The organism is Streptomyces sp. SX-6 (assembly GCF_059089585.1).
In genome coordinates this window covers 94,588-119,454 of the sequence record NZ_JBTHHU010000010.1, presented here as the reverse complement: position 1 = coordinate 119,454, position 24,867 = coordinate 94,588, and the positions used below count along the sequence as shown (strand labels likewise).

At 71.9% G+C, this 24,867-nt stretch carries 15 protein-coding genes, 1 tRNA gene and 1 pseudogene; 9 read left to right on the top strand and 8 right to left on the bottom strand.

From position 1 onward, the window contains the following. The first annotated feature begins 1 nt into the window (after position 1). On the top strand, positions 2 to 1,456 hold the full coding sequence (locus tag ACV530_RS15090; RefSeq protein WP_494332945.1) for a DUF2079 domain-containing protein: 1,455 nt from the start codon (positions 2 to 4) through the stop codon (positions 1,454 to 1,456). Between the two features lie 18 nt (positions 1,457 to 1,474). Here ACV530_RS15090 and mfd read toward each other — a convergent pair whose 3' ends face one another. The 3 genes from mfd to ACV530_RS15075 form a co-directional block, all read right to left on the bottom strand. Then, the gene (gene mfd / locus ACV530_RS15085) at positions 1,475 to 5,023 is read right to left on the bottom strand and encodes a transcription-repair coupling factor (protein ID WP_494332944.1); all 3,549 of its coding nucleotides are present in this window, start codon (positions 5,021 to 5,023) and stop codon (positions 1,475 to 1,477) included. Between the two features lie 186 nt (positions 5,024 to 5,209). Further along, positions 5,210 to 7,771: an ABC transporter permease gene (locus ACV530_RS15080; protein ID WP_494332943.1), complete on the bottom strand. Its 2,562-nt coding sequence runs from the start codon at positions 7,769 to 7,771 to the stop codon at positions 5,210 to 5,212. Next, on the bottom strand, positions 7,768 to 8,541 hold the full coding sequence (locus tag ACV530_RS15075; protein WP_494333045.1) for an ABC transporter ATP-binding protein: 774 nt from the start codon (positions 8,539 to 8,541) through the stop codon (positions 7,768 to 7,770). The genes ACV530_RS15080 and ACV530_RS15075 overlap by 4 nt, the downstream gene beginning before the upstream one ends. Before the next feature lie 518 nt (positions 8,542 to 9,059). On the opposite strand from ACV530_RS15075, the gene ACV530_RS15070 reads away from it, so the two are divergent. After that, entirely contained in the window at positions 9,060 to 10,790 is a 1,731-nt protein-coding gene (locus ACV530_RS15070) for a lytic transglycosylase domain-containing protein (protein WP_494332942.1), read from the top strand. 163 nt (positions 10,791 to 10,953) lie between these two features. Here the strand turns inward: ACV530_RS15070 and ACV530_RS15065 are convergent, their stop codons facing one another. From ACV530_RS15065 to ACV530_RS15055, 3 genes are all read right to left on the bottom strand, one after another. Further along, positions 10,954 to 11,859, bottom strand: a complete 906-nt coding sequence (locus ACV530_RS15065; RefSeq protein ID WP_494332941.1) for a cellulose-binding protein — start codon at positions 11,857 to 11,859, stop codon at positions 10,954 to 10,956. Positions 11,860 to 11,988: 129 nt separating this feature from the next. Then, positions 11,989 to 14,238, bottom strand: coding sequence for an SUKH-4 family immunity protein (locus ACV530_RS15060; RefSeq protein WP_494333044.1), 2,250 nt, complete (start codon positions 14,236 to 14,238; stop codon positions 11,989 to 11,991). A gap of 5 nt (positions 14,239 to 14,243) precedes the next feature. Continuing rightward, positions 14,244 to 15,221 carry an SMI1/KNR4 family protein gene (locus tag ACV530_RS15055; protein WP_494332940.1) on the bottom strand — a complete coding sequence of 326 codons (978 nt, stop codon included), beginning with the start codon at positions 15,219 to 15,221 and terminating at the stop codon, positions 14,244 to 14,246. A gap of 267 nt (positions 15,222 to 15,488) precedes the next feature. On the opposite strand from ACV530_RS15055, the gene ACV530_RS15050 reads away from it, so the two are divergent. Both ACV530_RS15050 and ACV530_RS15045 read left to right on the top strand, forming a co-directional pair. Beyond that, positions 15,489 to 16,052, top strand: a complete 564-nt coding sequence (locus ACV530_RS15050; protein WP_494332939.1) for a YwqJ-related putative deaminase — start codon at positions 15,489 to 15,491, stop codon at positions 16,050 to 16,052. Positions 16,053 to 16,058: 6 nt separating this feature from the next. Next, positions 16,059 to 16,562, top strand: a complete 504-nt coding sequence (locus tag ACV530_RS15045) for an SUKH-3 domain-containing protein (protein WP_494332938.1) — start codon at positions 16,059 to 16,061, stop codon at positions 16,560 to 16,562. Positions 16,563 to 16,568: 6 nt separating this feature from the next. On the opposite strand, the gene ACV530_RS15040 is transcribed toward ACV530_RS15045, so the two are convergent. Next, on the bottom strand, positions 16,569 to 17,918 hold the full coding sequence (locus ACV530_RS15040; RefSeq protein ID WP_494332937.1) for a sensor histidine kinase: 1,350 nt from the start codon (positions 17,916 to 17,918) through the stop codon (positions 16,569 to 16,571). Positions 17,919 to 18,101: 183 nt separating this feature from the next. Here ACV530_RS15040 and ACV530_RS15035 point away from each other — a divergent pair. The 5 genes and pseudogenes from ACV530_RS15035 (at position 18,102) to pth (ending at position 21,955) form a co-directional block, all read left to right on the top strand. After that, positions 18,102 to 18,172 (top strand) — tRNA-Gln (locus ACV530_RS15035). A gap of 116 nt (positions 18,173 to 18,288) precedes the next feature. Further along, positions 18,289 to 19,743, top strand: a complete 1,455-nt coding sequence (glmU, locus tag ACV530_RS15030; RefSeq protein ID WP_494332936.1) for a bifunctional UDP-N-acetylglucosamine diphosphorylase/glucosamine-1-phosphate N-acetyltransferase GlmU — start codon at positions 18,289 to 18,291, stop codon at positions 19,741 to 19,743. A gap of 73 nt (positions 19,744 to 19,816) precedes the next feature. Further along, the gene (locus tag ACV530_RS15025; protein WP_494332935.1) at positions 19,817 to 20,794 is read left to right on the top strand and encodes a ribose-phosphate diphosphokinase; all 978 of its coding nucleotides are present in this window, start codon (positions 19,817 to 19,819) and stop codon (positions 20,792 to 20,794) included. Positions 20,795 to 20,976: 182 nt separating this feature from the next. Next, positions 20,977 to 21,258 (top strand): annotated as a pseudogene (locus ACV530_RS15020) (50S ribosomal protein L25); the annotation flags it as partial. A 100-nt stretch (positions 21,259 to 21,358) separates the two neighbouring features. Next, on the top strand, positions 21,359 to 21,955 hold the full coding sequence (gene pth / locus ACV530_RS15015; RefSeq protein ID WP_494332934.1) for an aminoacyl-tRNA hydrolase: 597 nt from the start codon (positions 21,359 to 21,361) through the stop codon (positions 21,953 to 21,955). Positions 21,956 to 21,997: 42 nt separating this feature from the next. Here the strand turns inward: pth and ppc are convergent, their stop codons facing one another. Beyond that, positions 21,998 to 24,757: a phosphoenolpyruvate carboxylase gene (gene ppc / locus ACV530_RS15010; RefSeq protein ID WP_494332933.1), complete on the bottom strand. Its 2,760-nt coding sequence runs from the start codon at positions 24,755 to 24,757 to the stop codon at positions 21,998 to 22,000. Positions 24,758 to 24,867 lie beyond the last annotated feature (110 nt).

The following is a 24,867-nucleotide window of genomic DNA, read 5'->3' as shown; positions in this document are numbered from 1 at the left end:
CATGGACTCGGCCGCAGCCGCCGTTTCGGCACCGGGCCCGGGAGCGCCCGAGACCGCGCGCGGAAGCCGGGCGTGGGGCGTCGCCCTCCGGGCACCACGGCTCGACCCCTACTGGGTGGCCGGCGTGCTCTTCGTCCTCTACACCACGCTGTCGCTCTGCCGCCTGCGGCGGATGCTGACCGCCTCGTGGGACCTGGGCATCTTCGAGCAGGCCATACGGTCCTACGCGCACCTCGGGGCGCCGATAGTGGATCTCAAGGGCCCCGGCACCAACATCCTCGGCGACCACTTCAGCCCGATCACGGCCCTGCTCGCCCCCTTCTACCGTCTGTTCCCCACCCCGGTGACCCTGCTCGTCGCGCAGGCCGCGCTCTTCGCGCTGTCCGTCATACCGGTCACCCGGCTCGCCGCCGGGCTGCTGGGCCGGGGACGCGGGCTGGCGATCGGGGTCGCCTACGGGATGTCGTGGGGGGTGCAGCGCGCGGTCGACTTCGACTTCCACGAGATCGCGTTCGCCATGCCGCTCCTCGCCTTCTCCCTGGAGGCAGTGGTGCGCCGCCGCTGGCGGGCCGCCGCGCTGTGTGCCTTGCCGCTCGTCCTGGTGAAGGAGGACCTCGGCATCACCGTCGCGGCGATCGGAGCGGTGATACTCATCCGGCTGCGCGGAACCGGGCGCGAGCCGCGCAGCGCCGCCCTGGCGCTGGGGCTCACGGTCTTCGGGCTCGCCGCCACCGCTCTGTCCCTCGGCCTGTTCATCCCGGCCTTCAACGCCACCGGCGCCTACGACTACTGGAACAAGGTCAACGGCGACGGCCCCGCCCCCACCATTCCCTTCCTCACCGCGGTCCGCACCCTGCTGTGGGTGCTGCTGCCCACCACCGGGCTGCTGGCCCTGCGCTCACCGCTCCTGATCGTCGCCCTGCCGACGCTGGGCTGGCGCTTCATTTCCCACGACGACCACTACTGGGGCACCGACTGGCACTACAGCGCCGTGCTGATGCCCGTCGTCTTCATCGCGCTCGTCGACGCCCTCGCCAAGGCGCGCGAGGACCGCCGCCCCTGGCTGCGGTCGTACGCCGGGCAGCTGCCCGCAGCCGTCGCCGGTGCCGCGCTCGCGCTCAGCTCGGCCCTGCCGCTGTACAGCCTGACCGAGCCCGACACCTACCGGATACCCGAGAGCGTCAAGGCCGCCGAGCGCCTCTTCGACCGCATACCCGACAACGCCACCGTGGAGTCGGACATAGAGCCCACGACCCGGCTCGTCCGCCGCTGCCGGGTGCTGTGGATAGGCGACACCCGGGGCCTGGTCCCCGACTACATAACCCTGCGCGTCGACAACGGCAAGCCCGCCAAGGACCTGATAACCGACGCCGAGCGGATGCACCCCGGCGCCACGTACATACACCTCGGCACCGAGGGCGGCTACACCGTGCTGAAGCACGTCCGGTCCGCCTGACGACCTCGGCCGGATCGTTCAGCCCAGGATCGTGGTGAGGAACTCGCCCGTCCAGGCCAGGAGTTCGCGGCCGACCAGCGGCTTGCCGCCGATGCGGGCCGTCGCCGGACGCGGCACCAGGATCTGCTGGGTGGCGGGCTTGAGGACCGTGCGCGGGTAGAGCCGCTTCAGCCGCAGCTCCTGCGACTCGCGCAACTCCACCGGCCCGAAGCGGACGTTGGAGCCCTGCAGGGTGATGTCGGCGACACCGCAGGCGCGGGCCAGCATGCGCAGCCCCGCGACCAGCAGCAGGTTCTCCACCGGTTCCGGCAGCTTGCCGTAGCGGTCGGTCAGCTCCTCGCGGACGGCCTTGATGTCCTCCTCGGTGTGCGCGGTGGCAATGGCCCGGTACGCCTGCAGCCGCAGCTGCTCGCCCGGCGCGTAGTCGTGCGGGACATGGGCGTCGACCGGCAGCTCGATCTTGACCTCGAGCGGCGGCTCCTCCTCCACCGCGCCCTCGAGAGAGGCCCGGTAGTCCGCCACGGCCTCGCCCACCATGCGGATGTAGAGGTCGAAGCCGACCCCCGCGATGTGCCCGGACTGCTCGCCGCCGAGCATGTTGCCCGCACCGCGGATCTCCAGGTCCTTCATCGCCACATACATGCCCGCACCCATCTCGGTGTGCTGGGCGATGGTGGCCAGCCGCTCGTGCGCGGTCTCCGTGAGCGGCTTCTCCGGCGGGTAGAGGAAGTAGGCGTAACCGCGCTCGCGGCTGCGGCCCACCCGGCCGCGCAGCTGGTGGAGCTGCGACAGGCCGAAGTTGTCACCGCGCTCCACGATCAGGGTGTTGGCGTTGGAGATGTCGATGCCCGACTCGACGATCGTCGTCGAGACCAACACGTCGAAGCGCTTCTCCCAGAAGTCCACCACGACCTGTTCCAGCGCCGACTCCGACATCTGCCCGTGCGCCGTGGCGATCCGGGCCTCCGGCACGATCTCCCGCAGCCGGGCGGCCGCCCGGTCGATCGACTCGACCCGGTTGTGGATGTAGAAGACCTGGCCCTCGCGCAGCAGTTCACGGCGGATCGCGGCGCCGATCTGCTTCTGCTCGTACGGCCCGACGAAGGTCAGCACCGGGTGGCGCTCCTCCGGCGGGGTGGTGATCGTCGACATCTCGCGGATGCCCGTGACGGCCATCTCCAGCGTGCGCGGGATGGGCGTGGCCGACATCGTCAGCACGTCCACATTGGCGCGCAGCTTCTTCAGCTGCTCCTTGTGCTCGACGCCGAAGCGCTGCTCCTCGTCGACGATGACCAGGCCGAGGTCCTTGAACTTCGTCTCGGACGAGAACAGTCGGTGGGTGCCGATGACCACGTCGACCGAGCCTTCGCGCAGCCCCTCCAGCACGGCCTTGGCCTCGGTGTCGCTCTGGAAGCGCGACAGGGCCTTCACCGAGACGGGGAACTGCGCGTACCGCTCGGAGAAGGTGCCGAAGTGCTGCTGCACCAGCAGCGTGGTGGGGACGAGCACCGCGACCTGCTTGCCGTCCTGCACGGCCTTGAAGGCGGCGCGGACCGCGATCTCCGTCTTGCCGTAGCCGACGTCACCGCAGACCAGCCGGTCCATGGGGACGGCCTTCTCCATGTCCTCCTTGACCTCGGCGATGGTGGTGAGCTGGTCGGGCGTCTCCGCGTACGGGAAGGCGTCCTCCAGCTCGCGCTGCCAGGGGGTGTCGGGGCCGAAGGGGTGGCCGGGCGCCGCCATCCGGGCCGAGTACAGCTTGATCAGGTCGGCCGCGATCTCCTTGACGGCCTTCTTGGCGCGCGCCTTGGTCTTCGTCCAGTCCGCGCCGCCGAGCCGGTGCAGCGTGGGGGCCTCGCCGCCCACGTACTTGGTGACCTGCTCGAGCTGGTCGGTGGGGATATAGAGGCGGTCACCGGGCTGGCCGCGCTTGGCCGGGGCGTACTCGACGAGCAGGTACTCGCGGGTGGCACCCTGCACCGTGCGCTGGACCATCTCGAGGTAGCGGCCGACTCCGTGCTGCTCGTGCACGATGTAGTCGCCCGGCTGCAGGGTCAGCGGGTCGATGGTCTTGCGGCGCCGGGCCGGCATCCGGCCCATGTCCTTGCTGGCGGCCTTCTGCCCCGACAGGTCGGTCTCGGTGAGCACCGCGAGCTTGAGGCCGGGGTCGACGAAGCCGTTGTCGAGGCTCGCGCACGAGACGTGGACGACGGACGGGGACAGCCCGGCCAGGTCGGCGTCCAGCCGGGCGGCGATGCCCTCGCCGCCGAGCACCTCGACCGTACGGGCGGCGGGGCCGTGGCCCTCGGTGAGGAAGACCGTCCGCCAGCCGTCGGCCAGCCAGCCCTTGGTGTCGGCCAGTGCGCGGGCGGTGTCGCCGCGGTAGGTCTCCGGGGCGTGCATGCCGAGCTTCAGCGTGTCCGAGTCGCCCGCCGCGTCAGCGGCATATGTCAGCGTTTCGTCCGCGGCGAAGGGGCTGACCGACCACCACATCATGCCCAGTTCACGGGCGCGGTCGCGGACGTCGGCGATGCCCCACAGCGAGGCGGCGCCCACGTCGATGGGGGCCTCGCCGCCACCGGCCGTCGCCGACCAGGACGCCTGGAGGAACTCCTGCGAGGTGGCCACCAGGTCGGCGGCGCGGGTGCGCACGCGCTCCGGGTCGCAGACGACCGTCATGCTGCCCGCCGGGAGGACGTCGAGCAGCAGCTCCATCTCGTCCACCAGCACCGGGGCGAGGGATTCCATGCCCTCCACCGCGATGCCCTCGGCCAGCTTGCCGAGCAGCTCGCCCAGTTCGGGGTGCTCCTCCGCGAGCGCCGCCGCCCGCTCCCGCACGCCGTCCGTCAGCAGCAGCTCACGGCACGGCGGGGCCCACAGGCCGTGCTCGGCGACCTCGAGGGACCGCTGGTCGGCGACCTTGAAGTAGCGGATCTCCTCGACGTCGTCGCCCCAGAACTCGACCCGCAGCGGGTGCTCCTCGGTCGGCGGGAACACATCGAGGATGCCGCCGCGCACGGCGAACTCGCCGCGCTTCTCGACCAGTTCGACCCTGGCGTACGCCGCGGCGGCCAGGGCGTCCACCACCTCTTCGAGGTCGGCGCCCTGCCCGCTGCGCAGGCTGACCGGCTCCAGGTCCCCGAGCCCCTTGACCTGCGGTTGCAGGACGGACCGCACGGGCGCGACGACCACGCTGACCGGACCGGCCGTCGCGTCGTCCTTGCTCGGGTGCGCGAGACGGCGCAGCACGGCGAGGCGGCGGCCGACGGTGTCGGAGCGGGGGGAGAGCCGCTCGTGCGGCAGCGTCTCCCAGGCCGGGTAGTCGACCACGCCGTCCGGCGGGAGGAGGGAGCGCAGCGCCGCCGCCAGGTCCTCGGCCTCGCGCCCGGTGGCGGTCACGGCCAGCACCGGGCGGCCCTGCCGTGCGAGCGCGGCGATGGCGAAGGGGCGGGCGGCGGGCGGGCCGACGAGGTCGAGGTGCGGCCGGTTGCCGTCGGCTGCGGCCTTCACCGCTTCGGCGAGCGCCGGATCGTTGACGACGGCGTCGAGCAGACCGTGCAGGCTCATGAAGGGCATCCCGTCCCGGGGTGGACAACGCGAAGGGCCCGACACGTGAGGTACGGGCCGGGTGCGTCTCCAGCGTACGACGGAGGACCGACAGCCACCGCCGGAAAAAGCCCGGCCCGGATGCGCACCCCCGTGACGCGTCCGGGCCGGGCCCCATCCCCCCTCGCCCTCCCTGCCCCCTCGGGCTCAGTCGGTGGCGATGGCGTTCAGGACGTTCATCCGGCCCGCCCGGAAGGCCGGGACCAGGGCGGCGAGCAGGCCCACCAGCGCGGAGCCGAGGAAGACGGTGATGATCGTCGGCCAGGGGATGTCCAGGACCCCCAGCCCCTCGACGGCGAGCAGCTTCTGTGCCGTCGCGCCCCAGCCCAGGCCGAGGCCCAGGCCGAGCAGGGCGCCGAAGAGGGCGATGACCACCGACTCCAGACGGACCATGCGGCGCAGCTGGCGGCGGGAGAGGCCGATCGCCCGCATCAGGCCGATCTCGCGGGTGCGCTCCACCACCGACAGGGCGAGGGTGTTCACGACGCCGAGGACCGCGACGACGATCGCCAGGGCCAGCAGGCCGTAGATCATGTTGAGCATCTGGCCGATCTGGTCCTTGATCAGCTTCTTGTAGTCGGACTGGTCACGGACCTTGATCTGCGGGTAGTCGGCGACGGCGGCCTTGAGGGCTGCGGCTGCCTCCTTCGTCTTCCCGTCGGCGGCCTTGGCGAAGACGATGGCGTCGAGCGGCATGGCACGGGCGGGCAGATGACTGCGCGCGGTGGCGAGGGAGAGGTACTTCGCGCCCTTGTCGAAGCTGGTGGCGTCGGACGTGATGGCGTTGACCTTCAGCTCGGCCGCGCGGCCGCCGGTCATGGCGACCGTCAGCCGGTCGCCGAGCCGGACGCCGTGGTCCTTCGCCCAGCCCTCGGAGACGGACATGCCGTCGGGGGCGTAGGCGTCGGCGAGCCGGCCGCGGACCGTTTCGATGCGCAGGTCCTGGGCGTACGTCGGGTCGGCCGCGTTGAGGTGCTCGGTGGTCGTGCGCCCGTCGGGGGCGGTGACCTTGGCGGTCACGATCGTGTACTCGGTGAGGTGGTCGAGGTGGCCGGCCGACTTGGCCGCCCGGACCATGGCCGGGCTGAGCGGACCGTTGTCGCTCTGGACGATGAAGTCCGCGCCCACCGACTTGTCGAGCTGGTCGGTGGCCGAGGCCACCATCGAGGAACCCACCACCGACAGGGCGGCGACCAGCGCGAGGCCGATCATCAGCGCGGAGGCGGTGGCGCCCGTACGGCGCGGGTTGCGCAGCGCGTTGCGTTCGGCGAGGCGGCCGACCGGGCCGAACACCCGCAGCACGACGACGCCGAGGACGCGCACCACCAGGCCGGCCAGCAGCGGGCCGACGGCCACGAAGCCGATCAGCGTCAGCAGCACGCCGAGGCCCAGCAGGGCGGAACCGAAGACCGCGTCGGCCGACCGTGCGGCCAGCACCAGCAGGGCGGCACCCGCCGCGGTGAGCGACAGGCCGATGCCGGCCCGTACCCTGCCCGCCCTGGCGTCGACGGGGTTGCCCGCGTCCCGCAGGGCGGCCATCGGGGAGATCTTCCCGGCCCGGCGGGCGGGCACGTAGGCGGCGAGGACGGTCACGACGACACCGACCAGGAGGCCTATCAGCGGAGTGGTGACCTTGATGGTCAGCTCCGAGGTGTCGAGGTTCATCCCCAGGGAGTTCATGACCTGCATCAGCCCGATGGCCAGCCCGATGCCGCCGCCGATGCCCAGCACCGAGCCGACGACGCCGAGCAGCAGCGCCTCCACCAGCACGGACCGGTTGACCTGCCGGCGGCTCGAGCCGATGGCCCGCATCAGGCCGATCTCCCGGGTGCGCTGGGCGACCAGCATGGAGAAGGTGTTGACGATCAGGAAGATGCCGACGAGCAGGGCGATGCCGGCGAAGCCGAGCAGCGCGTACTTCATGACGTCCATGAAGGAGCCGAGGTTGTTCTTGTTCTCCTTCTTGGTCTCGGCGGCGGTGTGCACGGTCCAGTCCGTGCCGATGGCGGCCGTGACGTTCTTCTTCAGCTGCTCGTCGCTGACGCCGGGGGCGGCGGTCAGCCCGTAGCCGGTGTACTCGGCGGTGCTGCCGAGCAGCTTGGCCTGGGCGGTCGGGGTGTCGAAGTAGACGACGGTCGCACCCGGGTTGGTGATCTTGTACGTGGCGATGCCGACGACCCGCACGGTGAAGTCGCCGGGGGCGGCCATCACCCGGAGCGTGTCGCCCGTCTTCACGTGGTGCTTGCGGGCGGTGTCCGCGTCCAGGACGGTCTCGTGCGCACCGCGCGGCTCGTGGCCGCTGGTGATCTCGACGGACTTCTTCTGCTCCTCGTTCCAGCTCGCGCCGACGGTGGGGGCGCCGGAACTGGGGCTCAGGCTCTCGTTCTTCGCGTTCGCGACGGTGATCTTCTGGCTGGTGACCTGGGCGTCGACCGCGGCGACGCCCCGCACCTTCGACAGTCGGTCCTTCAGGGAGTCCGGCAGCGTCGGGGGCTTGCCGGTCTCCTGGGCGTTGTCGTCCTTCTTCGGGGAGACGTCGACGTCGCTGGCCGTGGCGGCGAAGAGCTTGTCGAAGGTGGCCGTCATGGTGTCGGTGAACACCAGCGTGCCGCAGACGAAGGCGACGGACAGCAGGACGGCGACGGCGGAGAGCGCCATGCGGCCCTTGTGCGCAAGGAAGTTGCGCAGAGAGGTCTTGAAGACGGTCACGACACCCGCCCGCGGGCATCGAAGTGCTTCATGCGCTCGAGGACCATGTCGGCCGTCGGCTGGTGCATCTCGTCCACGATCCGCCCGTCCGCGAGGTAGAGGACGCGGTCGGCGTAGGAGGCGGCGACGGCGTCGTGGGTGACCATGACGATGGTCTGGCCCAGTTCGTCGACCGAGCGGCGCAGGAAGCCCAGCACCTCGGCCCCGGCGCGGGAGTCCAGGTTGCCGGTGGGCTCGTCACCGAAGATGATCTCGGGCCGGGCGGCGAGCGCGCGGGCCACGGCGACGCGCTGCTGCTGGCCGCCGGAGAGCTGGTTCGGCCGGTGCTTGAGCCGGCCGGCGAGGCCCACCGTCTCCACGACCTGGTTCACCCAGTCGCGGTCCGGCTTGCGGCCCGCGATGTCCATGGGGAGCGTGATGTTCTCGATGGCGTTGAGCGTCGGGAGCAGGTTGAACGCCTGGAAGATAAAGCCGATGCGGTCCCGGCGCAGCTGGGTGAGCTTCTTGTCCTTGAGCCCGGTGATCTCGGTCTCGTCGATCCAGATCTGGCCCGCGGTGACGGTGTCCAGCCCGGCGAGGCAGTGCATCAGGGTCGACTTGCCGGAGCCCGACGGACCCATGATCGCCGTGAACTGCCCCCGGGCGATGTCCACGTCCACGTGGTCGAGCGCGGTGACCCGGGTGTCCCCCGAGCCGTACGCCTTGAGGATCCGGCGTCCCCTCGCCGCTACGGCCGATTGCTGCCCGCTGCCGGTCATGGGAATCGACATAGCCATGGTCACGGTGGGTTCTCCTGATCCTTCTGCCCCGTTGGTGGTACGCCCCGTTGGTGGTACGCCCTACAGCCTGCTGGTCGGCGTACGTGGCCGCGATGGTGCTCGTCCGTGTCTTCGAGGTGGTGGTAGCCCCACCATCGATCCCCCGGCCACCTCGACGAGCGTAGGTTCGGGGCCTTCGCCGGCTCCTCCTGCTGCGGGACGAACCGGGGGCGGAGAAACGTCCGGGCGGGCCCTTAGGGGACGGGCCCGTGCGGCGCCGTGCTGTCTCGGGGTCAGCTCGCGTTCCGGCCAGTCGGCTTGGGGAACGGCCCCGGACACATGGCCGGACCCGACCGACTCCGGCCGGACCCACAGGTTCCGCGGGGAGAACGAACGGCGAAGAATCCGTGAAGCCCGTCCCCGGGCAAGACATCTGGGGGCAGAGGGAATTAATGTTCGGCTTTAGGCCGAGGGGGGTGCCGTGGGCCCCCCGGGTGCACGGCCGCCGGTCTCCCAAGGAAGCAGCCTTCGTGAAGATACTTCGTACTCGCGCTGCCAGTGTCTCCCGACAGGGACTGTGCACGGCTCTGCTCGTCGCCAGCCTCACCACCGCGGCGGTCGGTGCTGCCGGTCCGCCGCACAACGCCGCGCACACCGGGAGCGATCCCGCCCCGTCGCCCGGCGGCCCGCAGAGCCGACCGCACGGCTCCCCCGACCTCGCGCTCCCCGACCTCGTCCCGAGGCCCGGCTCCACCCCCTCCGCGCAGGGCGGCACCGGTGATACCAAGGACAGCAACACGGGCATCCCGTCGACCGCGCTCGCCGCGTACAAGAACGCCGAGAAAATCGCCAAGGAGCAGTGGCCGGACTGCCACGTTCCCTGGGAACTCGTCGCCGGTATCGGCAAGGTGGAGTCCGAGCACGCCTCGGGCTACGGGCTGCGCCCCGACGGGTCGACCGAGAGACGGATCATCGGGCCCGTGCTGGACGGCGGGCAGTTCGCGCTCGTCCGCGACACCGACGGGGGGAAGTGGGACGGCGACAAGGTGTACGACCATGCCGTCGGCCCGATGCAGTTCATCCCATCGACGTGGGTGGCCTACGCCATGGACGGGAGCGGGCTCGGTCAGAAGGACCCGAACAACATCTTCGATGCGGCGGCCGGCACCGCGCGTTACCTGTGCGCGGGCGGTCTGGACCTGAGCAAGCAGGCCGACATCGAGACGGCCGTGCTCCGTTACAACAACTCGCGTGACTACCTCAACGCCGTGGTCGGCTGGATGCGGGCGTACCAGGACGGCAAGGCCGTCGCGGTGCCCAATCCTCCGGCGGCGCCCGGTACGGTTCCGCCCTCGACGCCTTCGGCACCCTCGACCGGGCGGCCGACGTCGCCGGCCGAGCCGCCGCGGCAGAGTCCGGCGCCGTCGAAGCCCCAGCAGCCCAACACGCCGCAGGAGCCGCGGGATCCGCAGAAGCCGGATCACCCGGGCAAGCCCGACGATCACCGCGGGGACCGGGACAAGGACCGTGGTAAGGACAAGGACAAGGACAAGGACCACAAGCCCGTTCCGCCGGCGACCGCCGACCGTCTCGACCCCGTCGGGGACCAGGAGCTGAAGGCCACCGCCGGGACGGCCTTCGCCGACCGGCCGCAGGTACGGGCCACCGACCGCGGCGGCAAGGCGGTCAAGGGCACCCGGATCCGCTTCGAGGTCATCGGCGACACGGAGGCCCGCTTCCCGGGCGGCTCCCGTACCGTCACCGTCATCACCGGCAAGGACGGTGCGGCCGCGACGCCCACGCTGCAAGCGGGCGGCAAGGCGGGCGAGTTCACCGTCCGTGCCACGGTGCAGGGCCGGGACATCGATCCCGTCGACTTCGACGCGACCGTCGAGGCGCCGCCCGCGCCGCCGCATGCGGATGCGCTGGTGCGCGTCGGGGACAAGGCGCTCACGGCCGCGCCGAAGGCGGCCTTTGCCCCTCCCGTGCAGATCAAGGCGCTGACGAAGGACGGCAAGGCCGTTGCCGGCGTCAAGGTCACCGCGGCCGTGCTGGCCGCGGACGGCAAGACGGTGGTGAAGAACGGGCCCTTCTTCAAGGGGAAGGACGGCAAGCCGGTGCGGTCGGTGGACGTCGAGACCGGGAAGGACGGGCAGGTTGTCCTGCCGGGGCTGTTCGCTGATGCGAAGGCTGGGACGTATTCGCTGGTGCTGAGCACGGAGGACGGGGTGAGTCTGTCGCTGACGTTGACCGTCAAGTGACGGGTGGGGGCGGGGTGGGGGATTGTGCCCCGGTCCCGCCCTTTCACCGTTTCTTCCGGGGCTCCGCCCCGGACCCCGAAACCGTGCTCCGCGCGGCCACGCGGCGGAGCCGCACATCGAGCACAGCCTCAAACGCCGGACAGGCTGAATTTGCCGGGCCGCGCTACGACGACGTCGAGCCGTCGTCCTGGGCCACCGGCTTGCCCGTCAGGGCCGCCAGGCTGTGGCGGACATGGGCCATGTGCGAGCGCAACTCCTCGCGGCGTTCCTCGTGTTCGCGCAGGACGCGCTCCGTCTCACGGACCACGCGTTCCTCGCGGACCTGCGCCTGGGCGATCACCGAGGCCGCCTGGGCCTCCGCGTCCTCCTGGCCGTGGCGGGCCGCTTCCTCGGCGTCCGCGTAACGCCGCTGCGCCTCGCTCAGCTTCGACCGCGCGTACTCCTCCATCGCCCCGATGCGGGCCTCCAGCGCCGTCTCACGATCGGAGATCTCGCGCGCGCCGGTCTCCCAGCGGTCCGCCTGTTCCTTCTCCTGCTCGGCGAGCATCGCGGCCGTGCGCTCGCGCATCTGGTGCAGCGCCTGCGCCGACTCCGCGCGCCGCTGCTTCGCCTCCTGGCGCACCGTCGCGCGCAGGTCGTCGGCGACCGCCTCGGCCGCCAGCTGCGCCTGCCGTGCCCACTCCTCCGCCTCGGCCCGCAGGGCCACCGACTGCTCGTGCGCGGCGTCCCGTGCCCCGCGGGCGTACGTCTCGGTCGCGTCCTGCATCTCGGCGGCCGCCGCCTCGGCGCGTTCGCGCAGGCCGATCGCCTCCGCCTCCGCGGTGGTCACCAGCCCCTGGGCGCGCGGCCCCAGCGACTCGTACGTCTGCGGCGGGAGCTGCGTGACGATCTGGTGGACGCGCTGTACCTCGTCCTCCATCTCGCGCGCGAGCACCGTCAACCGCGCCGCCCGCTCCCATGCGGAGTCCCGCTGTCGTGCGAACTCGGCGACGGCGCGCTCGACCTGGTCGGGCCGGTATCCGCGGCCCCGTACGACAGAGAACCCTTCGGGAGACACCGATGCGCTCATGCTTGTAGCCCCTTAAGTCCGGACACCCGGTGTGCGACGCGGTCAGGCGCACATCATTCCCGTAAGGGCGAAGTGCCCCACAACGCGACACTCCGCCCGCCACAGCACGGGGAGTCCTTGGCCGGCCCGCTAGAAAAGACCGTCCCACATCTGCTCGAGCAGCACGGCCCACCAGTTCTCCGGCGCCGAAAGCGCCGCAGGGTCCAGCGCGGCCAGCTGGTCCTGGAAATCCACGGTCCAGCGCCCGGCCTGCTCCGGTGTCAGCCCATATCGCCACCGCCACATCCGGCCGAGCAACGCCAAAGAGCGTACAAACTGAGGAAGGCTCGTGTTGACGAACTGCGGTGGCACCGACTGCCCGTCCGGACCCGCCTCCAGCGGTACGGCCACGATGTGCGCCGTGCCGTACTGCACGCACAGCTGCCGGCCGAAGTCGTTGCCCATGACGAGGTACGACCCGGCGTCCGGCGCGGGCTGCACGCCGCGCTCGACCGCGAGTTCGGCCAGCGTCGGCACCGGGCGGCCCGGCTGGGCCTGCGCCCAGAAGAACGGACCGAAGTCACGCGGCAGTCCCGCCCATACGAGCGTCTGCGCCACGATCTCCGGCACGCCCTGCCGGGACACCGCACGCTGGTCGAAGCGGAACACCCCTTGCGGGCCGTACGACTCGAGCAGCTCGTGCGCGATCGCGTCCGGTGCGACCGGCGGCGCCGCCGCCACCTGTCCGGGCTGCGGCAGCGGCACCCGGTTCGGCGCGGAGCGCGCGGGGGCGCCCGCGACCTGGTGCAACTCGCCCTGGTGCTCGACCAGATGACGCACGCCCTGCTGACGGGTCGCGTGCTCCCGCCCGTACGCCGCCGTGTGACTCACGCGCACCTGCGGCCAGGTCTCCCGCACCATCCGGGCGCAGTAGCCGCCCGGCAGGTCGCACGACTCCAGCTCCGTGTGCAGCTCGAGCACCTGCTGCGGCGGCACGTTCATCGTCCGCAGCTCGTGCAGTATCTGCCACTCCGGGTGCGGCGTGCCGAGCGCGCTGCGGCGGATGATCTGCTGCTCCGAGCCGTCGGGCGCGCGGTAGCGCAGGACGGCCATGTAGCCGGGGCCGACCGTCGGCACACCGGCGGGGGCCTGCGGGTAGCCGTACCCGCCAGGGGGCGCGGGAGGCGCGGGAACGCCGGAGGCGGCCGGAGAGCCGGGCGGCACGGGGGCACCCGGGCCGCCGGGGTGGGCCAGCATCGTCGCCGCGTACGCATCCTGCGCACCCGAGCCCGAACCACCGGACGCGGCAGGCGCCTTGGGGGCGGCCGGAGGCGCCGGCGGCGGGGGCACACCCGGGCCTGCCTGGCGGCCCGCGGGGCCCGAGGGGCCGGGCTTCGCGAGCATCGTGGCCGCGTACGCGTCGCCGGAGGCGTTGGGGGTGCCGGGGGCGCCCGGAGGGCCGGGCGGCACGGGGGCACCCGGGCCACCGGGGTGGGCCAGCATCGTCGCCGCGTACGCATCCTGCGCACCCGAGCCCGAACCGCCAGACGCAGCGGGTGCATTGGGGGCAGCGGGGGGCGCGGGAGGTGCCGCGGGTGGGGTGTTCGCAGCGGGGGGCGCGGGCGGCGCAGGCACACCCGGCACCTTCGGCGCGCCAGGCACACCCGGGATATCCAGCCCCTCGATCGCAGGAGCAACAGCCGTCGGCGGCAGCGCGCTGCCCTTCGGCATCAACTCGGTCCGGGCGTCCGCCCGTACGCCCGGGGCCGGGCGGTCGTCGTCGTCCGAGCCCGACAGCGCCGGCGCGAGCTGCGTCGCGGGCAGGCCGGGGGACGGCTCGCCCTCGCGCTCACCCTCGCCCTCCTGCTCGTTCGCGTCCTCGCCCGGCCACGTCTGCGCAGGCACAGGCGCGGGCTCAGGCTCAGGCTCGGGCTCGGGCGCAGATACAGGCGCAGGCGCAGGCTCGGGCTTCGGCTCGTCCTTGCCCTCCGCCTTGGCGGAAGCCGCTTCCGCCTTGCGGTCGGGGATGCCCATCGCGTCCGCCGCGTCCTGCAGCCACTGCGGCGGGCTCAGCAGGAAGGACGTCGCCTCCAGGTCCAGCCTCCGCGGCGGCGTGTCCGCCGCCGGTGCCGTTTCCTCCACGGCTCCGTACTCCTCCTCGTACCGCCGGATCACCTCGCCCACCGGCAGCCCCGGCCACAGCGTCGTCTCGCCGCTGTCCCGGGCGATCACCAGCCGGGTCCGGCCGCCGTCGGACGCCGGAGCCCCCTCACGGTCCTCGGCCCAGGCCACGAAGCCCAGGTCGAACTCCCGTACCTTCACCTCGCGGTGCAGAGCCGCCGGGACATCACCGTTGACCCAGCGCTCCGCGCGCTCCTGAGCCTGCGCGAAGGTCACCACCGCGCTCACCCCTCCACCGGGACGGCGTACGCGAAGCCGCCGTCGACCATCAGATTCGCCACGGTCTCCAGCTCCGGCGGGCCGCCGGCCAGCCGGGACAGGAACACGTCGAAGTCCTCACCACAGGGCAGCAGCAGCCGCTCCACCCTCTCCTGCACCGTCCAGCCGTCGCGGTCGCGGGCGTCGTCGTACGGGCAGAACCACACCGAACCGGTGGCCTCGCCCTTCACCTTGACCACGAGCACGCCGCCCTGGACGAAGGCCACCCCGAGGTAGTCCTTGGTGAAGTGGTCGCGCAGGCACTTGTTGACGTAGACGAGGTCGTTGACCGCCGCCGCCTCGCGCACCGTGAAGAACGGCTGGTCCAGCAGCAGTCCCAGCTCCGCGTCCAGCGCGGCGCCCACCGGGGCGCAGCCGCCCGCGGCCTTGAGGAAGTCCCGGTACGCGCCGGGCAGCCGGTAGCCGAGGTCCTCCTCGACCCCGCGGACCTGCTCCTCGGAGGCCGCCAAGTCCCGCTGCGGGAGCGTGAAGTGCACCGGCCGGGTCTCCTGGAGCGGGCGGGTGCCCCGCTTGTCCTGGTCCACGGCCGCCGTCGCCAGACCGGCGTGGTGCCGCAGCAGCGCCTTGACCTCGGTGGGGACCAGCTCGAGCCGCCGGGTGCCCGCCACGTGGTGCCAGGTCCAGCCGTGCGGCGTCGCCACCGGCGGCAGGCTCGCCCACAGCTCGTGTCCCGCCGCGTGCAGGGCCGCGTTGGCGGACACGTAGTCGGTGAGCCGCAGTTCGTCGACCCCGAAGCCCTCCGGCGGTTCCGCGATCTCGGCGGCCGCGCGGGCGTACGGCGAGAAGTCCGGGTAACCGTCCTCGTCCATCCGCACCCCCTTGGGGTAGCGGCTGTGCCGGACCGGATCCGGGAAGTGCACGACCTGCCCGGCGTAGGCCTTGTTCGGTGGCGCGGCCTGCTGCCCGAGCCGACCTGTCGTCATGGCGGATGCCCCCTGCTGGCTGGCTGTGCTCCTTAAGACCCGGACCTTCCGGCCGGGAACATGGTGACCGACAGCCTATGCAATGACGCAAGACAGGGTCCCGGCCGCTCGCGCCGGGCCACTCACCCCCGTGCGATACCTCACATCTCCGCGGCACCCAGAAGACACACCAGACCCACGCAACACCGACCTGCCTTCCACTCCCACCACCGCATTTGGCAGGCTGATCTCCGCAACAGGGGGATTGCACGGGAGGGAAGAACCACCATGCACACGACTCAGGACCGACCGCCGCTGGGCGAGGGGACCGAAAACGTCGGCCCCGACGACACCACTGTCGCGCCCGGCGACCCCCGACTCAGCTGGAGCTCCACCGAGGACACCGACCGGCCGCCCGCACTGCTGCACAGACGCGACGGCATCCTGCCCGCCGTCGCCGCCGCGCTGTCCGTACGCGGCAACACGCTCACCTGTACCGCCGGCAAGTCCGAACAACCGCCCGTCCTGCACCCCCTTGTCCAGGACTTCCTCGACACCCTCACCAGCGAGCGCCGCGAACGCTTCACCGGCCGCTGCCCCGAGGCCGTACTGCTCACCCGCTTCCTCACGACCCACGAAGCCGGCCGCAGCAAGCGCGCCTCCCGCAAGCCCCTCACCCACGGCGAGGCCCGCCGTGCCCTGAAGCAGGCCAAGCTCACCGCCCGGCACATCCGCGAGGACGGCGACCCCCGGCACGGCGCCTACGCCGCCCCGTGCCGCTCCTGCACCGCCCTGCTCGCCCACTTCGGCGTCCGCGCCATCGACCCCACCACAGCCCAAGGCAGGGGCTGACCATCCATGCGCGCTTTCGACCGCACCGCCGCCACCCGCTTCCCCGTCGCCGTCGACGCCGCCCTGCGCGAGGCCGGCTGGCAGCCCGGCCGCTGGGACATCAAGACCGCCGAGAAGTGGGCCGACGCCCTGCGCGCCCACACCTCGCCCGCGGGCCACCGGCACACCGTCTTCCCCGCCGCCGTCGAGGCCTGGGCCGAGTTCGGCGGCCTGCACATCGCGGGCCCCGGTCCCGGCCGGCACATCGCCCCCACGCCGTTCCACATCGACCCCCTGCACGGCCTCCACCTCGCCCGCACCGTGGCCGACCTGGGGCGCGCGCTCGGTGCCGAGGTGTGCCCGCTCGGCCAGGAGCTCGACGGGCAGGCCCTGCTCACCATCGACACCCACGGCCGGGTCTACAGCCTCGACCACACCGGTGACTGGTACCTCGGCTCCGACATCGACCACGCGATAGGCACCCTCATCAGCGGCACCCGGCCCTCCCGCCTCGCAGCGGGAGGGCACTGACGCGTGTTACGCCGCGTCCGCTCTGTCCCGGGCCCCGAGGTCGGGGATCACCGCCGACACCCGGAAGCCCCCCGCGTCCGTGGGCCCCGACACAAACGCCCCGCCGAGCGCGGTGACCCGCTCCTTCATCCCCACCAGGCCGTTGCCGCCGCTCGGCAGCCCGGCGTCCGTGCCGCCGTCCGGCGGGCCGTTCTCCACCTGGAGCGCGACCTCCGCCTCGCGGTGCGCCACCCGCACCCTCGCCTTCGCGCCCGGGGCGTGCTTGTGGACGTTCGTCAGCGCCTCCTGCACCACGCGGTACGCCGTGCGCTCCACGCGCGGCGCGTACGAGCGCTGCTCCCCCTCGACGGACAGCTCCACGGCCATCCCGGCCTCCCGGGACTGGCCCACCAGCCCCTCCAGCTCCGCCAGGCACGGCCCTTCGGGCCCGTCGCCGGCCGCGCGTACGCGCGCCGAGGCCACCGCGGCGACCGCCGCCAGCCGATCGGGCTCCTTCGCGCCGCCGGGCTCGGCCGTCGTGCCGTCCGGCTTGGTGCGCAGGACGCCCAGCATCTCCCGCAGCTCCGTGAGAGCCTGCCGGCCCATGTCGCCGACCAGGGCCGCGTTCCGCGAGGCCTTCTCGGGGTCCTTGAGCGCGACCGCCTGGAGCGCCGCCGCGTGGACCACCATCAGCGACACCCGGTGGGCCACCACGTCGTGCATCTCGCGGGCGATGCGGGTGCGCTCCTCGTTACGGGCCCACTCGGCCCGTTCCTCCGCGCGGTCGGCCAGCAGCGACAGCTCTCGCTCCAGGCCGTCGGCGCGCTCGCGCAGGCTCTCGACCAGGCGGCGGCGGGCGCCCACGTACAGGCCGAGCAGCACCGGCGGCGCGGTCAGGCCCAGCGCCATGACGACCGAGAACAGCACGACCACCCAGAGGCCGGGCCGGTAGCCGGTCTGCGTCATGTCGTGGTGGAAGCGCGCGGAGGTGACGATGAAGGTCCCCGCCAGCGAGGCGGAGGAGAGGACGACGATGATCCGGCGCGGCACGTCCGACGCGGCCAGCGTGTACAGACCGACGAGCCCCAGCAGGAAGCCCATCTCCGCCGGGGTGACCGCGATCGAGATCAGCACCACGGCGACCGGCCACCGCTGCCTGAGCAGCAGCGAGGTCCCCACCAGCACCCCGAACAGGCCCCCCAGCTCGGCCGGGAGCGCCACTTCTCTGGCGAAGGAAATGCCCTCGAGCATGCACTCGAGCGCCGATGCCAGCGCCAGCACGACATCCAGCGCCAGGCTCCGCGGCCTGGCCCACCACCACGGCCCCGCGGGTGCGCCTCGCGCACCCGCGTCCGTGACTGCCCCCGTTGTGGTCATACCAACCAGACTACGGGTGGGGGGCCAGCCGATTTTCAAAAAATGACAGCGGCACTCAAACGGCAGAAACAGAAGCGAAGGCGTAAGACCCCGCCCCGCACCGTCGCGCCCGGGGCCGGGCGTACGGCATAGTGGTGCCTGCACGTCGGGCCGATCAAGAAATCGGGTATGACGGACGAACCATCCCGGGTCGTCTAATGGCAGGACAAATGGTTTTGGTCCATTGAATGAGGGTTCGATTCCTTCCCCGGGAGCACCTATCAAGGGCCCTGACCTCCTGGTCGGGGCCCTTCCGCGTTCCCGCTCCCCTACGCCCCGGTATCCTGCGGGTGTCCACCCCCTCGTAATCCCGAAGCCGAAGGGCACACCCGTGAGCGCCAACCGCCCGGCAGCCGTCGTCGTTCTCGCAGCGGGTGAGGGCACCCGCATGAAGTCGGCCACACCCAAGGTTCTGCACGCGATCTGCGGCCGCTCCCTCGTCGGGCACGTCGTCGCCGCCTCGCGCGAGCTGGAGCCGGAGCACCTCGTGGTGATCGTCGGGCACGCCCGCGAGCAGGTCACCGGTCACCTGGCCGAGATCGACCCGGGCGTCCGCACGGCCGTGCAGGAGGAGCAGCGCGGCACCGGCCACGCCGTGCGCATGGGCCTCGAGGAGCTCTCCGGCAGCGGCATCGCCCTCGACGGCACGGTGATCGTCGTGTGCGGTGACACCCCGCTGCTCACCGGCGAGACCCTCGGGCGCCTCGCCGCCGCGCACGCCGCCGACGGCAACGCCGTGACGGTGCTGACCGCCGAGGTGCCGGACTCCACCGGCTACGGCCGCATCGTCCGCGACGCCTCGGGCGCGGTGACCGCGATCGTGGAGCACAAGGACGCCACCGACGAGCAGCGCGCGATCCGGGAGATCAACTCCGGTGTGTTCGCGTTCGACGCGCAGCTGCTGGCCGACGCGCTCGGCAAGGTCCGTACGGACAACAGCCAGGGCGAGGAGTACCTGACGGACGTCCTCGGCATCCTGCGCGAGGCCGGGCACCGCGTGGGCGCGGCGGTCGCCGCCGACCACCGGGAGATCGTGGGCATCAACAACCGCGTCCAGCTCTCCGAGGCCCGCAGGATGCTCAACGAGCGCCTGCTGCACGCCGCGATGATGGACGGCGTCACGGTGGTGGACCCGGCGACCACGTGGGTCGACGTGACGGTGACCTTCGAGCGGGACGCCCTGGTGCACCCGGGCACCCAGTTGCTGGGCGCCACGCACATCGCCACCGGCGCGGAGGTCGGCCCGAACACCCGCCTGAAGGACACGACGGTCGCCGCGGGCGCCCGGGTCGACAACACCGTGGCGGACAGCGCCGTGATCGGCGAGGGCGCGAACGTCGGCCCGTTCGCCTACCTGCGCCCCGGCACCAGGCTCGGCCGGAAGTCCAAGGCCGGCGCCTATGTCGAGATGAAGAACGCCGAGGTCGGCGAGGGCACCAAGGTGCCGCACCTGTCGTACGTGGGGGACGCGACCATCGGCGACCACACCAACATCGGTGCCGCGAGCGTCTTCGTGAACTACGACGGTGTGGCCAAGCACCACACGACCATCGGCTCCCACTGCCGGACCGGATCGGACAACATGTTTGTGGCTCCTGTCACGGTCGGGGACGGTTCCTACACCGCCGCGGGCTCGGTCATCACGAAGGACGTACCCCCGGGTTCGCTCGCCGTCGCACGCGGCCAGCAGCGGAATATCGAGGGTTGGGTGGCCCGGAAGCGTCCGGGAAGCGCGGCCGCGCAGGCCGCTTCCGAGGCCCTTGAGAAGCACGACTCAGAGCAGTGACCGTGAAACGGGCACCCCGCGCGGGGCGTACCGTGATAAGCGCACACAAAGCGACATCCAAGGAGACTGTGCTGTGACCGGGTTCAAGACGACCGGCGAGAAGAAGCTGATGCTCTTCTCCGGCCGCGCCCACCCCGAGCTTGCCGAGGAGGTCGCGCACCAGCTGGGCGTCGACCTGGTCCCGACCAAGGCCTTCGACTTCGCCAACGGCGAGATCTACGTCCGCTTCCAGGAGTCGGCGCGCGGCGCGGACTGCTTCCTGATGCAGAGCCACACGGCTCCCATCAACAAGTGGATCATGGAACAGCTGATCATGCTCGATGCTCTGAAGCGGGCCTCCGCCGCGAGCATCACCGTGATCGTGCCGTTCTACGGCTATGCGCGTCAGGACAAGAAGCACCGCGGCCGTGAGCCGATCTCGGCCCGCCTGATCGCGGACCTGTTCAAGACGGCGGGCGCCGACCGCATCCTCACCGTCGACCTGCACACCGACCAGATCCAGGGCTTCTTCGACGGCCCGGTGGACCACCTGTTCGCGCTGCCGGTCCTCGCGGACTACGTGGGCGCGAAGGTCGACCGCAGCAAGCTGACGGTCGTGTCCCCGGACGCCGGCCGCGTGCGCGTCGCCGACCGCTGGTGCGACCGGCTGGGCGCGCCGCTGGCGATCGTCCACAAGCGCCGTGACAAGGACGTCGCGAACCAGGTCACCGTGCACGAGGTCGTCGGTGACGTGAAGGATCGTGTCTGCGTACTGGTGGACGACATGATCGACACCGGTGGCACGATCTGCGCCGCCGCCGACGCGCTGTACGCGCACGGCGCCGCGGACGTCATCGTGACCGCCACGCACGGTGTGCTCTCCGGCCCGGCCGCGGACCGGCTGAAGAACTCCAAGGTCAGCGAGTTCATCTTCACCAACACCCTGCCGACGCCGAACGAGCTCGAGCTCGACAAGATCACGGTGCTGTCGATCGCGCCGACGATCGCCCGCGCGGTGCGCGAGGTGTTCGAGGACGGTTCGGTGACGAGCCTCTTCGACGAGCAGGCCTGACGGTCTCCGCCTGATCGATTTCTGCTGCGGCCTCCCCGCCGGGTAAACTCCTCGAGTTGCTCGGCGAGGGAGGCCGTACGTATATCCGTACGGCGGTCCGTTATCGACGCGCTCTTCGTAGCAGGCCTGTCGTGGGCCGGGTAACCAGTCCGCCCACACACAGTGACTCCGAGGAGCGCACCATGGCCGAGTTCAAGCTCACCGCCGCCATCCGCACCGACTTCGGCAAGGGCTTCGCCCGCCGTGCCCGTGCCGCCCACCAGGTTCCCGCCGTCATCTACGGCCAGGGCACCGAGCCGGTTCACGTGACCCTGCCGGGCCACGACCTGATGCTGGCGCTGAAGACCTCCAACCCGGTCCTGGCGCTCGACATCGAGGGCCGCAACGAGCGCGTCGTCCCCAAGCAGATCCAGCGCGACCCGCTGAAGGGCTTCCTGGTCCACGCCGACCTGCTGGTCGTCAAGGGCGAGGGCGCCGAGGCCTGAGCCCCGGACTTTTCCACCCGACCGCCGTCCCGCTCCACCGGAGCAGGACGGCGGTCGGCTGTATGAAGGAGGTATGCGGATGACGGAGGGCACGAGCGCGAGCCCCTGGCTGATCGTGGGGCTGGGCAACCCCGGGCCCGAGTACGCGGGCAACCGCCACAACGTGGGCTTCATGGTCGCGGACCTGCTCGCGGAGCGGATGGGCGCCAAGTTCAAGGCGCACAAGGCACGGGCACAGGTCGTCGAGGGACGCCTGGGCGCACCGGGCCCCTCGGGCCGGCGCGTGGTGGTCGCCAAGCCGATGTCGTTCATGAACCTGTCGGGCGGCCCGACGACGGCGCTGCGGGACTTCTACAAGGTCCCGGCCGAGCGGATCATCGCGGTGCACGACGAGCTCGACATCGACTACGGCACGCTGCGCCTGAAGCTGGGCGGCGGCGACAACGGGCACAACGGCCTGAAGTCCATCACCAAGGCGCTGGGCCCCGACTACTGCCGGGTGCGGTTCGGGATCGGGCGTCCGCCGGGGCGGATGCAGGTCGCGGACTTCGTCCTCAAGGACTTCTCGTCCACCGAGCGCAAGGAGCTCGACTACCAGGTGGACCGGGCCGCCGACGCGGTCGAGGCGCTGGTCCTCGAGGGCCTCGAGCGGGCGCAGAACACGTACAACACCTGACGGGCCCGGGGCCGTCGCCCCGGACCCGTCCGCGTTCGCGTGTCAGCCCGTGTTGCGCAGGCCGGCCGCGACGCCGTTGACCGTCAGCAGCAGCGCGCGGGCGAGCAGCGGGTCGGGGTTCCCGCCCCGCTCCGCGGCCTGCCGCTGGCGGTGCAGCAGGGTCACCTGGAGGTAGGAGATCGGGTCCAGGTAGGCGTCCCGGATGTGGAACGTCTGCCGCAGCACCGGGCTGGCGTCGAGGAGTTCGCGCTCGCCGGTGATGCGCAGCACCTCCTGCACGGTCAGCTCGTGCTCGGCCTTGATCGCGTCGAAGACGTGCCGCAGCTCGTGGGGCACGAGCGTGTCGACGTAGTGCTGGGCGATCCGCAGGTCCGTCTTGGCCAGCGTCATCTCGACGTTGGACAGGAAGTTCCGGAAGAAGTGCCAGCTCTCGTGCATCTCGTCCAGGACGGTGTCGAGACCCGCCTCGCGCGCCGCCCTGAGCCCGGAGCCCACGCCGAACCAGCCGGGGACGATCTGCCGGGACTGGGTCCAGCCGAACACCCAGGGGATCGCCCGCAGTCCGTCGAGCCCGGCGCCGGAGTCGGGCCGGCGGGAGGGCCGCGAGCCGAGGTGGAGCTCGGCGAGCTGGTCGACGGGGGTGGAGGCGAAGAAGTACGCGGGCAGGTCCGGGTCCTCCACCAGCGCCCGGTACGCGCCGTGCGCCGCGTCGGAGACGGTGTCCATGGCGGCGTCCCAGCGGGCGAGCGCCTCGTCGGACTGGCGCGGCGCGGTGTGCAGCGCGGAGGCCTGGAGCGTGGCCGCGACGGTCAGCTCGAGGTTCTCCCGGGCGAGGGCCGGGATGAGGTACTTGTCGGAGATGACCTCGCCCTGCTCGGTGACCTTGATCTCACCGTCGAGGGTGCCCCACGGCTGGGCCAGGATGGCGTCGTGGGTGGGGCCGCCGCCGCGGCCCACGGTGCCGCCGCGGCCGTGGAAGAGCCGCAGCCGCACGCCGTGCCGGTGGGCCACGTCGCGCAGCCGGCGCTGGGCGCGGTGGATCTCCCACTGGCTGGTGGTGATGCCGCCGAACTTGGACGAGTCCGAGTAGCCGAGCATGACCTCCTGGACGTCGCCGCGCAGCGCGACGAGACGCCGGTAGGAGGGGTCGGAGAGCATGTCGCCGAGGATCCGGTCGGCTTCCTTGAGCTCGTCGGTGGTCTCCAGCAGCGGGACGATGCCGATCTTCGCCCAGCCCGCGTGCAGGTCCACGAGCCCGGCCTCGCGGGCGAGGACGGTGGCGGCGAAGACGTCGTCGGCGCCCTGGCACATGGAGATGATGTACGACTCGATCGCCTCGGGCCCGAAGCGGGCCAGTGCCTCGCCGATGGTGTGGAAGACGCCGAGGGTCTTGGCGCCGGCCGCGTCCAGCGGCGCGGGGCTGGGCGCGAGCGGACGCCGGGAGCGCAGCTCCTTGGCGAGGAGCTTGCGGCGGTACTCGCGCGGCATGTCGGTGTAGCGCCAGGACTCCTCGCCGAGCCGGTCGAAGAGCTGGCCGAGGGCGTGGTGGTGGGCCTCGGCGTGCTCGCGCACGTCCATGGTGGCCAGGTGCAGGCCGAAGGCGGCGAGGGTGCGCAGGACACGCTCGACCCGGCCGTCGGCGATGAGCCCGCCGCGGTGGGCGCGCAGGGAGTCCTGGATGAGCTGGAGGTCGGCGAGCAGGTCACCGGTGCCGAGGTAGTCGCGGCCCTCGTGGTGCGGGGTGTTGCGGGCCAGGCGGTCCCGGGTGTTGATGAGCTTCTGCCGGACGCACGTGGCCTTGAGCCGGTACGGCTCCTCGGCGTTGAGCCGCTTGTAGCGGGGGCTGATCTCGGGCAGGCGCTCGAGATCGCTCTGCAGCGAGACGAGCAGCTCCTCGGTGGCACCGCTGTTGCGGATCGAGTTGGACAGGGCCACGCGCAGCTTGTCGACGAGCTCGAGGGCGTCGGTGATGCCGTGCTCGTGCTGGAGGATCAGCACGTCCCAGGTGACCTGGGGGGTGACGTTCGGGTTGCCGTCGCGGTCGCCGCCGATCCAGGTGCCGAAGGTCAGCGGGCGGGTGGCGGCGGGCAGCGGGACGCCCACGCGGTCGAGCTCGGCGGCGAGGTCCTCGAGGACGTCGCCGACGGCACCGGCGTGCAGCTCGTCGAGGTAGTAAATGGCGTTGCGGGCCTCGTCGGTGGGCTCGGGCCGGGCCACGCGCAGCTCGTCGGTCTGCCACAGCAGGTCGATGTTCTCGGCCAGACGCAGATCCGTACGGCGCTTGTCCGCCTCGCCGTTGGCCGGCGCGTCCAGCAACTCGGCAATGCGCAGGAGCTTGTTGAGGACGCTGCGCCGTGCGGCCTCGGTGGGGTGCGCGGTGAAGACGGGGCGCACGCCGAGGTGCCGGACGGTCTGCTCGAGGTGCTCGGGGTCGGCGTCCTTCAGCTCGTCCGCGGTACGGGCCAGGATCGAGCCCTCCGCGTCGCGCTTGGCGCGCAGCTCGCGGCCCCGGTGCACCTGCTCGGTGATGTTGGCCAGATGGAAGTAGGTGGAAAAGGCCCGGACGAGCTTGGCGGCCGTCTGCGGGTCGGTGCCGCCGAGCAGCGCGGCGGCGGCCTCGCCGTCCGTACGGGTCAGCGCGCGCACCTGCTCCACCAGGGCCAGGAGCTCGTCACCCTCCTGACGGACGAGCGTCTCGCCGAGGAGATCGCCGAGGCGGCGGATGTCCGCGCGCAGGGCGGCGCTGCGCTGTGCTTCGCCGTCGCTCTGGACCGCGGCGGGGGTGGGGTCGGCACTGCTCACAGGTGCGGCTCCTTGCGGTGGTTCGAGCACGTACTGGAGGGGTGGCGGACCGCGCTGTCCGACGAGCACCAGCATAGGTCGCCGCCCGACGCGTCCCGCAGCCCTCTTGC

Excerpts from the sequence above, each read along its gene's own strand:
- ACV530_RS15090 (WP_494332945.1), top strand. The coding sequence starts at position 2 with ATGGACTCGGCCGCAGCCGCCGTTTCGGCACCGGGCCCGGGAGCGCCC.
- mfd (WP_494332944.1), bottom strand. The coding sequence starts at position 5,023 with ATGAGCCTGCACGGTCTGCTCGACGCCGTCGTCAACGATCCGGCGCTC.
- ACV530_RS15075 (WP_494333045.1), bottom strand. The coding sequence starts at position 8,541 with ATGTCGATTCCCATGACCGGCAGCGGGCAGCAATCGGCCGTAGCGGCG.
- ACV530_RS15065 (WP_494332941.1), bottom strand. The coding sequence starts at position 11,859 with ATGAGCGCATCGGTGTCTCCCGAAGGGTTCTCTGTCGTACGGGGCCGC.
- ACV530_RS15055 (WP_494332940.1), bottom strand. The coding sequence starts at position 15,221 with ATGACGACAGGTCGGCTCGGGCAGCAGGCCGCGCCACCGAACAAGGCC.
- ACV530_RS15050 (WP_494332939.1), top strand. The coding sequence starts at position 15,489 with ATGCACACGACTCAGGACCGACCGCCGCTGGGCGAGGGGACCGAAAAC.
- ACV530_RS15045 (WP_494332938.1), top strand. The coding sequence starts at position 16,059 with ATGCGCGCTTTCGACCGCACCGCCGCCACCCGCTTCCCCGTCGCCGTC.
- ACV530_RS15040 (WP_494332937.1), bottom strand. The coding sequence starts at position 17,918 with ATGACCACAACGGGGGCAGTCACGGACGCGGGTGCGCGAGGCGCACCC.
- pth (WP_494332934.1), top strand. The coding sequence starts at position 21,359 with ATGACGGAGGGCACGAGCGCGAGCCCCTGGCTGATCGTGGGGCTGGGC.